Raw genomic sequence first — 13,037 nt, 5'->3', positions numbered from 1 at the left:
ATAATACCCCACGACTTTTTTGACGCGACTCACACGCCAGCTTTCGCGTGCTCCGTTTTACCGCCCGCCTTATCATTCGGCAAATTGGATATCCAGACGTGCAGCCGACTCTAACGGTCGCGGTGTGCAGGCGGTGGATCGTGATGACGGAAGCTTGCGCACGAGTCGACTCGCCAAACGATACATGCCGCCCAGACAGCTTTCCGATACCACTCCTTCCTGTGCAGTAGTGCCGCGCAAAAGGCGGCTCGTCGCGGCGCTCATCGCCGTTCCGGGCCTGGTGCCCGCGCTTGCGCACGCCCAGTTGACGGGGGAAGCTGCACAGCCGCAACCGGTCTACCCGCCGTGGGGCATGCAACTTGCCCCGCAGCTCGAAGAGCATCCGTTGCAAACGGGCCAACGGCCGGCCACCTTCGTGCTCGGCGATCACGCGAGCGGCACGGTGGACCAGGATCTGACTGCCAAGGGATCGGCCGAAGTGCGTCACAACACGTCCGTGATCAGGGCCGACAACCTGCACTACGACCAGGACACGGACATGGCCGATGCGTACGGCAATGTCCACGTGATCAATGCCGGCAACACCTTCATCGGACCCGAAGTGCATTTGCGCGTCGATTCGACCGAAGGCTTCATGACCGCACCGAAGTACCACTTCACGCTCACGGGCGGTTCGGGCAGCGCGCAGCGCGTCGACCTGCTCGACGCCGAGCGCTCGGTGTTCACGAAGGGCACCTACACGGCGTGCGCGTGCGCGGACAATCCGGCCTGGTACATCAAGGGTAGCGAGTTCGATTTCGACACCGGCGCGGACGAAGGCGTCGCCTACAACAGCGTGCTGTTCTTCCAGGGCGTGCCGGTGTTCGCGTCGCCCTGGCTGTCGTTTCCGCTGTCGGGCGAGCGCCGTAGCGGCCTGTTGCCGCCCACGTTCTCGCTGAGCTCGACGAACGGTTTCGAGCTGTCGGTGCCGTATTACTTCAACATCGCGCCGAATCGGGATCTGACGGTCACGCCGCGTCTGATCTCGAAGCGCGGGGTGCAACTGCAGAGCACGTTCCGTTACCTTTCGCCGACGTATTCCGGGTCGATCACCGGTGAATTTTTGCCCGACGATCGCCTGACAAAGACCAACCGCTACGCGCTGTACATCCAGCACAACCAGAATTTCGGTAACGGCTTCGGCGGCTACATCTACTACAACAGGGTTTCGGACAACACCTATCCGCAAGACCTGTCGTCGTCGGTCAACCAGTTCATGAACGGCACCCAGCTCCTGTACCAGCAGGAAGCCGGGTTGACCTACAACAACGGACCGTGGTCCGTGCTCGCGCGCGAGCAGCACTGGCAGACGCTGCAGCCGTCGGTCGCGCCGTACGGCCGCGAGCCGCAGTTGAACGTGAAGTACGCGAAGTACAACATCGGTGGCTTCGACTTCGGCGCCGAAGCCGATTACACGAATTTCCGCATCACCACCGCGGATCTGACCGAAGGCCAGCGGGTGCTGTTCAACCCGTACCTGTCGTATTCGGTGGTGGGGCCGGGCTACTTCGTCACGCCGAAAGTGCAGTGGCACTTTGCGTCGTACAACCTGAACAACATCGGCAGCGATCTGGCGAGCGTGCCGAACGCGCAGAAGAATTTCACCGAGTCGATCCCGACCTTCTCGTTCGATACGGGCCTGACGTTCGAGCGCTCGGTGCGCGTTTTCGGCGCGGACTATATCCAGACGCTGGAGCCGCGCCTGTACTACGTGTACACGCCGTACCGCAACCAGAACAACGCGCCGCTGTTCGATACCGCCGAATCCGACTTCGGTCTCGCGGAAATCTTCACGCCGAACACGTTCGTCGGTAACGACCGGATCGCCGATGCGAACCGCCTGACCGCCGGTCTCACCACCCGCTTCATCAACCCGGCCACCGGCGACGAACGCGCGCGGTTCGTGATCGCCCAGCAGTATTTCTTTCGAGATCAGCGCGTCACGCTGCTGCCGACCCAGACCAGCACGCAGGCCACGCATTCGGACCTGATCGCGGGTGCGTCGCTCAAGCTGGGCGCCGGTTTCGCCTCGGAAACGGCGTTCCAATATAATGCGGACAATAACCAGTTCACGAAGGCGAGCATCGGCTTCGGGTTCAGTCCGGCGACCGGCAGAGTCGTCAACGTCGCGTATCGCTACACCCGCGCCAATACCACGCTCGACAACCAGCCGATCAATCAGGTGCTGATTTCGGGCCAATGGCCGCTGTCGCATCGGATGTACGGAGTCGGCCGGTTCAACTACGACCTGGGTGGGCACCGTATCGTCGACGGCCTGATAGGCCTGCAATACGACGCGGACTGCTGGACGCTCGGCGCCGGCATCCAGCGCTATGCGAACGGCCTGAACACGTCGGGGCAGAATCAGTCGAGCACGCGGTTTCTGGCGCAGTTGACGTTCAAGGGCCTGTCGAGCGTCGACAACGGACTGATGACCGCGTTCCGCAGCAGTGTGGCCGGCTATACGCCGTTGCCGCCGCCGCCACCGCCGGAGTCCCGGTTCACCAACCTCGAATGACGGTCGCCCGGTCATTCATCGCTTGCGAAAAGACGGGCGAAGCGCCCGACATCACTGGAGTATTTGTGGCAATCATGAAACAGCTTCGCTTGGCAACGCTCGCGGCGAGTCTCGTCGCCGCCGCGTCTTTCCTTCCGGTTGCGCCGGTGCAGGCGCAGGCGTTGGGCGGCAATAGCGGCCAGACGGTCGACACCATCGCCGCGGTGGTCAACAACGGTGTTATCACGCAGCGCGAACTCGACGAGCGGGCCGACCTGATCGCGCACCGGCTGAACCAGCAGAACGCCCCAGTGCCGCCGATGGACCAGCTGCGCCAGCAGGTGCTCACGCAGATGGTGCTCGAGCGCATCCAGCTGCAAAAAGCCAAGGAAGACGGCATCACCATCGACGACGCAGCCGTGCAGCGCACGCTCGAGCGTCTCGCGCAGGCGAACAACATGTCGCTCGAAATGTACCGCGCGCGCATCGAGGCGCAAGGCGTGCCCTGGACTACCTTCACGAGCGACGCGCGCACGGAGTTGACGCTGTCGCGTCTGCGCGAGAAGGAAGTGGACAGCAAGATCACGGTCACGGACGCCGAGGTCGCGAACTACATCGCCAGCCAGCGCGGCCCGGGCGCCGGCCAGACGAATGATTTGCACATGCAGCACATTTTCGTGAAGGCGCCGCTGAATGCGTCGCAGACCGACATCGAGGCGGCGCAGAAGAAAGCCGAGGCGCTGCTCGCCGAGGCGAAGGGCGGCGCGGATTTCGAAAAGCTGGCGAAAAACAATTCGCAGGCGCCGGACGCGTCGAAAAACGGCGGCGATCCCGGCTTCCTCGCACCATCGAAGCTGCCGCCTGAGTTCGTGAAAGCCGCGGCGGCGTTGCGTCCGGGTCAGGTCAATCCGGATCTGATCCGCACCAACGACGGCTTCGAAATCGTGCGTCTCGTCGACCGCCGCGCCGGCCAGGGCAACAGCTCGGACGCGCCGAAGCTCGTGCAGACGCACGTGCGACACATTCTGCTGCGCGTCGGCGACGGCCAGTCCGAACCCCAGGCACGCCAGAAGCTGCTCGACATCCGTAACCAGATCGCCGCGGGTGGCGACTTCGCAAAGTTCGCGCGCACTTACTCGCAGGACGGCTCCGCGTCGCAAGGCGGTGACCTCGGCTGGGTCAGCCCGGGCGAGACCGTGCCCGAATTCGAGCGCGCGATGAACTCGCTGCAGGACAACCAGATCAGCGAGCCGGTGCGCAGCGAATACGGCTACCACCTGATCCAGGTGCTCGGCCGTCGCGATGCGGAAGGCTCGATTGCCCAGCAGATGGATCTCGCGCGCCAGGCCATCGGCCAGCGCAAGGCGGAGCAGGCATACGCCGACTGGCTGCGCGAGCTGCGCGATACGGCCTATGTCGAAGTGAAGCCGAGCACGGCGAGCCTGCAGTAATAGAGTCAATGTCATGACAAGCGCTGCCGAGTCCGCCCACCGCCCGGTGCAGATCGCGATCACCACCGGCGAGCCCGCCGGTGTCGGTCCCGAGCTGACCGCGCAGGCGCTGGCCGGTGCGGCGGCGCACTGGCCCGGCGCGCAGTTCACCGTGCTCGGCGATGCTGCGCTGCTCGCTGAGCGGGCACGCGCGGTTGGCGTCGACTGGGACGCGCTGCTCGCACAGGGCCCGCGCGTGCGGGTCGAGCATCGCTCGCTCGGCGCGCCGTCGCGGGCGGGTAAGCTCGACGCCGCGAACGGCCGCTATGTGCTCGATCTGCTCGATGCGGCCATCGACGGCGCGCTGGCCGGCACATATGACGCGATCGTCACCGCACCACTGCAAAAAAGCACGATCAACGATGCCGGCGTGCCGTTCACCGGCCACACCGAATATCTGGCCGAGCGCACCCATACGCCGCGCGTCGTGATGATGCTCGCGGGCACCGGCAAGCGGCCGTTGCGCGTCGCGCTCGCAACCACGCATCTGCCGTTGAAGGACGTGCCGGCGGCCTTGACGATCGAAAGCCTCGTCGAGACGCTGCGTATCATCGATCACGACCTGCGTCACCACTTCGGCTTGCCTGCGCCGCGCATCCTCGTGACGGGGCTCAATCCGCATGCGGGCGAAAACGGCTATCTGGGCCGCGAGGAAATCGACGTGATCACGCCTGCGTTGCAGCGGGCGAACGGCGAGGGCATCGACGCGCGTGGTCCCTATCCGGCCGACACGCTGTTCCAGCCGCGTTATCTCGAAGAAGCCGACTGCGTACTCGCGATGTTTCACGACCAGGGCCTGCCGGTGCTGAAGTATGCGACGTTCGGCGAAGGTATCAACGTGACGCTCGGCTTGCCGATCATCCGCACCTCGGTCGACCACGGCACCGCGCTCGATCTGGCCGGCACCGGCCGCGCCGACGCAGGCAGCCTGATGGCCGCGATCGACACGGCGGTGTCGATGGCGCAGCAGCGTCGCGCGGGCTGAGGCCGACGCCCCGGTTACGTGAGCGGTTGCGGCGCGCGGCGCCGTATTTCCACCGTGACGTATTTCATTCTCAAGCAGTTTTCTATCTAGCGTTTCTCCGATGTCCACCAGCAGACAGCAAGGCCGGCACCAGGGCCATCTCGCGCGCAAGCGTTTCGGTCAGAACTTTCTGGTCGACATGGGCGTGATCGACTCGATCGTCGACGTGATCCGGCCGCAGCGCGGCGAGCGCATGGTCGAAATCGGGCCGGGCCTCGGCGCGCTGACCGAGCCGCTGATCGAGCGGCTCGCAACCCCCGAGGCGCCGCTGCACGCCGTCGAACTGGACCGCGATCTGATCGGCCGTTTGAAGAAGAAGTTCGGCGACCTGCTCGAACTGCACGCGGGCGATGCGCTCGCCTTCGACTTCGGGTCGCTCGCGGCGCCAGGCGAGAAGGCGTCACTGCGCATCGTCGGCAATCTGCCGTACAACATCTCGAGCCCGCTGCTGTTTCATCTGGCGACGTTCGCGGACCGCGTGATCGATCAGCACTTCATGCTGCAGAACGAGGTGGTCGAGCGGATGGTCGCGGAGCCGGGCACGAAGGCGTTCAGCCGCCTGTCGGTGATGCTGCAATACCGTTACGTGATCGACAAGCAGCTCGACGTGCCGCCCGAGGCATTCCAGCCACCGCCGAAGGTCGATTCGGCGATCGTGCGGATGATCCCGTACGAGCGGCATGAATTGCCGGTGGTCGATGAAAACGTGCTGGGCGAGGTGGTGACGGCGGCTTTCTCGCAGCGTCGCAAGATGCTGCGCAATACGCTTGCCGCACTGCGCGATACGGTCGATTTCGATGCGCTCGGCTTCGATCTGCAACGGCGGGCGGAGGACGTGCCGGTCGCCGAATACGTGAGCGTTGCGCAGGCGGTGGCGGCGCGCTCGGCGGCTGCGCCGGAATGATCTCGACCGGCGCTTACCGCTTCGCCGGTGCGTTGACGAGTGCGATGCCGGCCGGCCATCCGCAGCCCCGCGCCGGCGGGCAGGGCGGGGGTCGTGCTCATGGGCGAGGTGGCGGCGAGCCCCGAACCTCTCAGTCGACTCGCCCCTTCTTCTGTATCAGCTCGATCTTGTAGCCGTCCGGATCGGCGACGAAGGCGATGACGGTCGTGCCGTGTTTCATGGGGCCCGCCTCGCGAGTCACGACACCGCCGCGTTTCTTCACCTCCTCGCACGCCGCGTAGGCGTCGTCGACCTCGAGGGCGATGTGGCCGTACCCGGTTCCGAGGTCGTACTTGCTCGTGTCCCAGTTGTACGTCAGTTCGATCGCCGCGCCTTTGGATTCGTCCTCGTAGCCGACGAACGCAAGAGTGAACTTGCCGTCCGGGTAGTCGCTCTTTCGAAGCAGGCGCATGCCCAGAACTTCGGTGTAGAAACGGATCGATGCCTCAAGATCACCGACTCGAAGCATGGTATGCAAAATGCGCATGATTAATCCTTTGATGGTTTGTCGATAAATGCTCTGACTTGCGGCGATTGTAAATGATCGCCACAAACCTCGCGTGGAGCCGCGCGTACAAGCCGGTACGCAGCAAACCTCATACGCGGTGCGGAGGCATTAAATCCGGCTTATTCGAACAAAAATGGCATCGCAATAGGTGTTGTGTCCAGTTGTCCATTTGATATTAGCGTCCAACACTCGGTATCAATCCGGTTTGTCAGATAGGAGTCTGATATATCGGACACTCGATGCGTGACCCGGCGAATGTCGAACGTTGCCGACAGGTGCCGAAGCCGGTTCGTCGCCCCGGAATACTCCTCTCCGCTTAGGACCCTGCCCATGAAACTTGCCCAACGAGGCGCCAAGGCCGCCTATCTGTTCGCCGTCGCCGGACTGCTCGCCATCACGGGCTGCACCAAGGTTGCCACGCCGGAGCAGGGTGCGGCGGCATCTCCGTCCACGCTTCAGGCCGTGCTGCAGCGAGGCACGCTGCGGGTCGGCGACTGCCTGACGTTCGCGCCATTCGGGTTCTACAACAAGGACGGCCAGGCGGACGGCTATGACGTGGACCTGGCGAAGGAACTCGCGAAGCAGATGGGCGTGAAGCTCGAGATCGTAAATACGACGAGCGCGAACCGGATTCCGAATCTGCAGACCAGCAAGGTGGACGTCGTGTTCTGCAACTTCACGCGCAATCTGGAGCGCGCGAAAGTGATCGAATTCACGACCCCCTACGTGGTTGCCAGCGAAGCCCTGCTGGTCAGAAAAAATAGCGGCATTCAGTCGATCAAGGACATGGGCGGTCGCACGATTGCAACGGTCAAGGGCTCGACCAATGGCGACGAAGTTCGCTCGCTGAACATCCCGGTCAAGATCCAGGAATACGACAGCTCGCAGGCCGCGATTCTCGCCGTCAAGCAGGGGCAGGCCGACGCGATGATCGAGGACAACAACTTCCTTGCATATCAGGCCAAACTCGATCCTGCGCTCGCGGTGACGAACGAAGCGCTGGTCCCGCTCGAATACAACGCGTTCGGCATCAAGGCCGGCGATCAGGAATGGCTCAATTACCTGAATCTGTTCCTCTTCAACATCAACGCGTCGAAGCTCAACGCGCAGCTCTACAACAAGTGGTTTGGCACCGATCCGCGCTACCCGCTCAATCCGCAGTCTTGAAGAGCGGGCGATGCCGATATCCGACGAAGCCCGAACGCTTGGGAGTACGCGATGAGTTACGAGTGGCTGACTTTGTGGGGCTACGTGCCTGAGTTTTTGCGTGCGAGCTGGCTGACGTTGCAGGTGACCGTGCTGGCATTCGTATTGGCGATACTGCTTGGTCTGCTGACCGCGGTTGCCGGTGCTTCCCCACTCGCGCCGATTCGGTGGATCGCCCGCGGCTACGTTGAAGTCATCCGCAATACGCCCGTCCTTCTGCAGATTTTCATCGTATTCTTCGGTCTGCCATCGGCGGGTATCTCGCTCGACGCTTACTGGGCGGGCGTGATTGCACTCGGGCTGAACGTCGGTGCTTACCTATCGGAAGTGTTCCGCGCCGGCATCCAGTCGGTGCCGCGCGGTCAAATCGAGGCCGCCGGCATTCTCGGCCTCGAGCGCGCGCAGATCTTCGCGGAGGTCGTGCTGCCGCAGGCGACGCGCGCGGTCTATCCGGCCATCGTCAACTACCTCATCCAGCTGCTGCTCGGCACGTCGCTGCTGTCCGCCATTGCGTTGCCGGAGCTAACCGGCACGGCGACCGTGATCAACTCGCGCACGCTTCTGTACCTTCAGACGTTCAGTGTGACGCTCGTCGCGTATCTCGTGCTCAGTAACGTACTGTCCTGGCTCGCGGGCCAGCTCGGAGCGCGGATCTTTCATCCTCCCCTCGTCATGCCAGAGCGCACCGGTTTCGGGCGAGGTTTCATGCGCCGGACGAAGCGGGCCTGATTTCCGGAATGGAGTTGGATCATGTCAGTCGAATTGCTGAAAACCAGTCTCTCGATCCTGCTGCAGGGTCTGGTGACGACGCTGCTGCTCTCCGTTGCGGCCATCGTGGGCAGCACCCTGATCGGCCTGTTCGCCGCGGTGCTGCGCGCGTTCGGGCCGTGGGGCACTGGGCGCATTGCCAAACTCTATACGGAGCTGTTTCGCGGCACGCCGGTACTCATCACGCTGATGTTCATCTATTTCGGCGTGTCGTACTTCGGTTATGCGATCGATGTCTTCGCAGCTGGCGTCATTGGCTTGAGTGTGTACCAGGGCGCCTACATCGCCGAAATCTTCCGCTCGGGGATCGAGTCGGTGCCCAAGGGCCAATGGGAGGTATCGCAGATCCTTGGCCTCTCACGTGTTCAGGCGTTCTCGTTCGTCGTGCTGCCGCAGACCGGAAAGATCGTGCTGCCGCCTCTCATCGGCCAGTATCTATCGCTCATCAAGGACACGTCGATCGTCAGCATGATCGGCATGTCCGAGTTGATGCACGGCGGCCAGGCCATCGTCGACCGGATCGGAAAGCCCGCCGAAATCTACGGACTCGTCGCGCTCATTTACTTCGTCGTGTGCTTCCCGCTCTCGCAATGGGTGCGCCACCATGACCGCAGGAGATTGTCGTGAGTAATCAAAGCCAGCCCCGGCCCATCATTTCACTGACGGGCGTCAGCAAAGCGTTCGGTTCAACCCGCGTGTTGAACGAAATCAATCTCGAGGTCCGTCCGGGTGAGGTGCTGGTGCTCATTGGCGCGTCCGGTTCCGGCAAGAGCACCGTCCTGCGCATCATGGCGGGACTCGAGACGACCGATTCCGGCGAGGTCTGGGTCAACGAAGTGCCGTTGCATGATCTGCGTCGGGCGCGTGAGATCCGTGGCCACGTGGGTATGGTCTTCCAGCAGTTCAATCTGTTTCCGCACAAGACCGCGCTCGGCAATGTCACGCTTGCGCTCATCAAGGCGCGCCGCATGAGTCCGGCCGACGCGCGCAAGCGCGCGATGGAGGTGCTCGGCCGCGTTGGACTCGCGGACCGCGCGGAACACTATCCGAGCCAGCTGTCGGGCGGTCAGCAGCAGCGCGTGGCGATTGCGCGAGCGCTCGCGGTCGAGCCCGGCATCATGTTCTTCGACGAGGCGACGTCCGCGCTGGACCCGGAACTAGTCGGCGAGGTCACCGAGGTGATGCGCGGACTCGCCCGCGACGGCATGACGATGGTCGTCGTCACGCACGAAATGGGCTTTGCCCGCAAGACCGCCGACCGGGTCGTGTTCATGGACAAGGGCGTCATCGCCGAGCAGGGCGATCCGGAACAGATCTTCGTCAATCCCGCGAACGAACGCACGCGGCAGTTTCTGCACAGAGTTCTCGACCATTGACGCAGCACGGCCTGAAAGTCGCTTTCGCAGCTTCGCCGCGAGATACACTCACGTCGCTTGAAACACAACCGGTCGGATGTACGCTTCATGGAGCGAATGCATGGCTGTTACAGAATCGTCACGGGCGAGAGGCGTGGACCGCGTCATTGCGATCTTCCGGCAATTGCATCTCGCTCAACGCCCGCTGACGATGCGCGAGTTGATCGAGGCAACCGGCGCGCCGCGTTCGAGTATTTACGAGCTGGTGGCGATTCTCGCGGAGGTGGGCTGGATCGAGACGGCCGCGGATGGAAGCGTGTTCTTCGGGCGCGAGATGCACTACTACGGGTCCGACTACGCAACGCACAACGATCTGATCAGCCGCGCGCATCAATCGATCCTGGCATTGGTGAGGAAGTACGACGAGACCACGCAGTTGTGCATGCTGGAAGGCAACAAGTACACGGTTGTATTGTCCGAGCATAGTGCCCGGCCATTCAACATCAGTTCGGACATCGGTGTCAGAGTGCCGATTCCGTGGACCGCCACGGGCCGTCTTCTGCTAGGTCACCTGAGCGCCGACGAGATTCGCGCGCTCATTCCGGCCGAGGATTTCGTCCTCGACAACGGGGTAAGTATCGGATTCGACGACTTCCTGAAGGACGTGCAGGCGGCAAAGGAACACGGCTACTGCTGCACGGAAGGACTCTCGAATGCCTTCAGGCTTTGCATGGCGGCGCCGATTCGCGATCGCGCGGGCTTGCCGATTGCCGCGCTGTGTTTCATGACCGGCCGCGACACGAGCCCGGACAGACGCGGCGCGATGCTCGACGATCTTTTGCAATCCGCGAAGGCGCTCTCGCGCAGATAGCTTGCGGTCGATGCGCGGGTGCGCGGTTCGCTGCCGGGCCTCAAAGCGTCGGCAACAACTCCGGTGGATGCGACTTCAGCGTCTGCCGCGCCTCGCGGAACTCCGGGAAGATCGATTCGACCGTCTGCCAGAAGCGCGGACTGTGATTCATCTCGCGCAAATGGGACAACTCGTGTGCGACGACGTAATCGATGATCGACAGCGGAAAGTGAATCAGCCGCCAGTTCAGGCGGATCTTGCCGTCGCTCGAACAGCTGCCCCAACGCGTCGCGGCGGACGACAGCGCATACGCGCGATAGTTGACGCCGAGCTTTTGCGCGTAAATCGCAAGACGCTCGCCGAACAACCGCTTCGCTTCGCCCTGCAGCCAGCCCTGCACCCGATCCTTGATCTGCTGCGGATCGGCTTGCAACGGCAGCGGCAATTGCAGCGCCGCGTGCTCGGCGCTGAACGCGAGCGTGCCTTGCGGCGCGCCGAGCGTCACGCGCACTGGTTGACCGAGGTAGGGCACTTGCGCGCCGTCTTTCCAGTCGATTTTCGGCAACGCACGCTGTTCGACGCGCGTTTGCCATTCGATCAATTTCGTGAAAATCCAGCGCTGTTTTTCGGCGATCGCGGTTTCGATATCGGCCAGCGTGACCCAGCGCGGCGCGGTGATCGTGAGGCCGGTGCTGTCGATCGCAAAGCCGATCGAGCGGCGTGAGGAACGCTTGAGCGCGTAATGGAGCGTGCGCGAACCGATGGTGAGACTGCGCAGCTTGCTGCCGTCCGGCGCGAGCGGCACGGCGGGCGGCATGACTGGCGCCGGGTCCGATGAACGAGGCGCGGAAGGTGAAGGAGACGACGAGGTGGACCCCGGCTCGGCGAAGAGCGGGAGATCGAGCTGCCGGTTTTCGAGCGCCGCGGCGGGCTGCGGCGTGGGAGACTTCTGCATCGGCTTCGCTTCGCGCAAAACGCCTTCGGGCTTCGAAGGCGTGGCGCGTCAGATGGGCGCGGCGGCGGAACTACCTGCCGCTTCGCTATAGGCAGTCGGATCGATGCGGCGCATTTCGGCTTCGATCCACTGTTCGACGCGCGTGTTCACTTCTTCGGGCGTGAGACCCGTCGTGTCGATCGGCTTGCCGATCGACACCGTGACTATACCCGGATATTTCGTAAACGAGTTACGCGGCCACACGCGGCCCGCGTTGTGCGCGATCGGCACGACGGGCGCGCCGGTCGCGATCGCGAAGCGCGCGCCGCCGGTCTTGTACTTGCCCTGCTTGCCGGTCGGCGTGCGCGTGCCTTCCGGAAACATGATGACCCACGCGCCTTCGGCCATGCGCAGCTTGCCCTGGTTCGTGACCGATTCGAACGCGTATCTGCCTTCCTTGCGGTTGATGTGAACCATCTTCAGCAAGCCGAGCGCCCAGCCGAAGAACGGCACGTACAGCAGTTCGCGCTTGAACACGTAGCACAGCGGGCGCGGCATGATCGCTGGAAACGCGATCGTTTCCCACGCCGACTGATGCTTCGACAGCAGCACGGCCGGGCCGGCGGGCAGGTTCTCGAAGCCTTCGATGCGGTAGCGGATGCCGTTCAGGTAGCGCACCGTCCACAGTGTCAGACGGCACCAGCCGGCCGCCATCCAGTAGCGGTTTTCCGCCCGCAGAAACGGAAACGCGATGAAGCACGCGGTCGCGTACGGCACGGTGACCAGAACGAAATAGATCAGCAGCAGCAGGGAGCGGATAGAGCGCATCGGCGTGATCGGTGAGGGTGGGGAGCGCGCGGTGAGCGGGTCACTCGTGGACGTTGGCGAGGAAGTCGAGCGCGAACGCGCGCAGGTCGTCGTGCACGATCGTGCCTTCGGGCAGGCCGCCGGACGCGAGGGTCTTGCGGCCCTTGCCGGTCAGCACGAGGTGGGTCGGATGACCGAGCGCGGCACCGGCCTGCAGATCGCGCAGCGAATCGCCGACCGTCGGCGTATGTGCCGGATCGATCTCGAATCGTTCGGCAATCATCTTCAGCAGGCCGGGCTTCGGCTTGCGGCACTCGCAGTGGTCTTCCGCCGTGTGCGGGCAGAAGAAAACCGCGTCGATGCGCGCGCCGACGGCCGCCGCCATGCGATGCATCTTCAGATGCATCGCGTTCAACGCGTCCATGTCGAACAGACCGCGGCCGATGCCCGACTGATTCGTCGCGATCGCCACGCGATAGCCCGCCTGGTTCAGGCGCGCGATCGCTTCCAGTGCGCCGGGCAGCGCGACCCATTCCTCCGGCGACTTGATGAACGCGTCGGAGTCGACGTTGATCACGCCGTCGCGGTCGAGAATCACCACTTTCTTCATCGGCAT

At 63.4% G+C, this 13,037-nt stretch carries 13 protein-coding genes; 9 read left to right on the top strand and 4 right to left on the bottom strand.

Annotated elements, in window-relative coordinates; all coding sequences use genetic code 11:
- Positions 1-184 precede the first annotated feature (184 nt).
- The 4 genes from LJ655_RS20170 to rsmA all read left to right on the top strand — a co-directional run bounded on the left by LJ655_RS20170 (position 185) and on the right by rsmA (position 5,954).
- Complete coding sequence (locus tag LJ655_RS20170) at positions 185-2,557, top strand: LPS-assembly protein LptD (RefSeq protein ID WP_230562988.1); 2,373 nt, start codon at positions 185-187, stop codon at positions 2,555-2,557.
- Positions 2,558-2,622: 65 nt separating this feature from the next.
- The gene (locus LJ655_RS20165) at positions 2,623-3,987 is read left to right on the top strand and encodes a peptidylprolyl isomerase (RefSeq protein ID WP_230562987.1); all 1,365 of its coding nucleotides are present in this window, start codon (positions 2,623-2,625) and stop codon (positions 3,985-3,987) included.
- Positions 3,988-4,000: 13 nt separating this feature from the next.
- Positions 4,001-5,011 carry a 4-hydroxythreonine-4-phosphate dehydrogenase PdxA gene (pdxA, locus tag LJ655_RS20160; RefSeq protein ID WP_230562986.1) on the top strand — a complete coding sequence of 337 codons (1,011 nt, stop codon included), beginning with the start codon at positions 4,001-4,003 and terminating at the stop codon, positions 5,009-5,011.
- A 100-nt stretch (positions 5,012-5,111) separates the two neighbouring features.
- Positions 5,112-5,954 carry a 16S rRNA (adenine(1518)-N(6)/adenine(1519)-N(6))-dimethyltransferase RsmA gene (gene rsmA / locus LJ655_RS20155; RefSeq protein WP_230562985.1) on the top strand — a complete coding sequence of 281 codons (843 nt, stop codon included), beginning with the start codon at positions 5,112-5,114 and terminating at the stop codon, positions 5,952-5,954.
- A gap of 130 nt (positions 5,955-6,084) precedes the next feature.
- On the opposite strand, the gene gloA is transcribed toward rsmA, so the two are convergent.
- Positions 6,085-6,480, bottom strand: coding sequence for a lactoylglutathione lyase (gene gloA / locus LJ655_RS20150; RefSeq protein ID WP_230562984.1), 396 nt, complete (start codon positions 6,478-6,480; stop codon positions 6,085-6,087).
- Between the two features lie 351 nt (positions 6,481-6,831).
- On the opposite strand from gloA, the gene LJ655_RS20145 reads away from it, so the two are divergent.
- From LJ655_RS20145 to LJ655_RS20125, 5 genes are all read left to right on the top strand, one after another.
- Positions 6,832-7,668 (top strand): ABC transporter substrate-binding protein, encoded by an 837-nt coding sequence (locus tag LJ655_RS20145; protein ID WP_230562983.1) that lies wholly within the window; start codon positions 6,832-6,834, stop codon positions 7,666-7,668.
- Between the two features lie 51 nt (positions 7,669-7,719).
- The gene (locus tag LJ655_RS20140; protein WP_230562982.1) at positions 7,720-8,436 is read left to right on the top strand and encodes an amino acid ABC transporter permease; all 717 of its coding nucleotides are present in this window, start codon (positions 7,720-7,722) and stop codon (positions 8,434-8,436) included.
- Between the two features lie 21 nt (positions 8,437-8,457).
- Positions 8,458-9,102: an amino acid ABC transporter permease gene (locus tag LJ655_RS20135; RefSeq protein WP_230562981.1), complete on the top strand. Its 645-nt coding sequence runs from the start codon at positions 8,458-8,460 to the stop codon at positions 9,100-9,102.
- Positions 9,099-9,851, top strand: a complete 753-nt coding sequence (locus tag LJ655_RS20130) for an amino acid ABC transporter ATP-binding protein (protein ID WP_329959715.1) — start codon at positions 9,099-9,101, stop codon at positions 9,849-9,851. Before LJ655_RS20135 ends, LJ655_RS20130 begins: the two co-directional genes overlap by 4 nt.
- Positions 9,852-9,951: 100 nt before the next feature.
- Positions 9,952-10,701, top strand: a complete 750-nt coding sequence (locus LJ655_RS20125; RefSeq protein ID WP_230562980.1) for an IclR family transcriptional regulator — start codon at positions 9,952-9,954, stop codon at positions 10,699-10,701.
- A 40-nt stretch (positions 10,702-10,741) separates the two neighbouring features.
- On the opposite strand, the gene LJ655_RS20120 is transcribed toward LJ655_RS20125, so the two are convergent.
- From LJ655_RS20120 to gmhB, 3 genes are read right to left on the bottom strand one after another with little or no spacing between them, the layout of a single operon-like run.
- Positions 10,742-11,635 carry a M48 family metallopeptidase gene (locus tag LJ655_RS20120; protein WP_230562979.1) on the bottom strand — a complete coding sequence of 298 codons (894 nt, stop codon included), beginning with the start codon at positions 11,633-11,635 and terminating at the stop codon, positions 10,742-10,744.
- Positions 11,636-11,683: 48 nt separating this feature from the next.
- Positions 11,684-12,442 (bottom strand): lysophospholipid acyltransferase family protein, encoded by a 759-nt coding sequence (locus LJ655_RS20115; protein WP_230562978.1) that lies wholly within the window; start codon positions 12,440-12,442, stop codon positions 11,684-11,686.
- Positions 12,443-12,482: 40 nt separating this feature from the next.
- The gene (gene gmhB, locus LJ655_RS20110) at positions 12,483-13,037 is read right to left on the bottom strand and encodes a D-glycero-beta-D-manno-heptose 1,7-bisphosphate 7-phosphatase (protein ID WP_230562977.1); all 555 of its coding nucleotides are present in this window, start codon (positions 13,035-13,037) and stop codon (positions 12,483-12,485) included.

It is taken from the genome of Paraburkholderia translucens, from assembly GCF_020881035.1.
GTDB lineage: Bacteria > Pseudomonadota > Gammaproteobacteria > Burkholderiales > Burkholderiaceae > Paraburkholderia > Paraburkholderia translucens.
The sequence above is the reverse complement of the archived record's forward strand: the minus strand, read 5'-3'. Positions and strand labels throughout refer to the sequence as shown.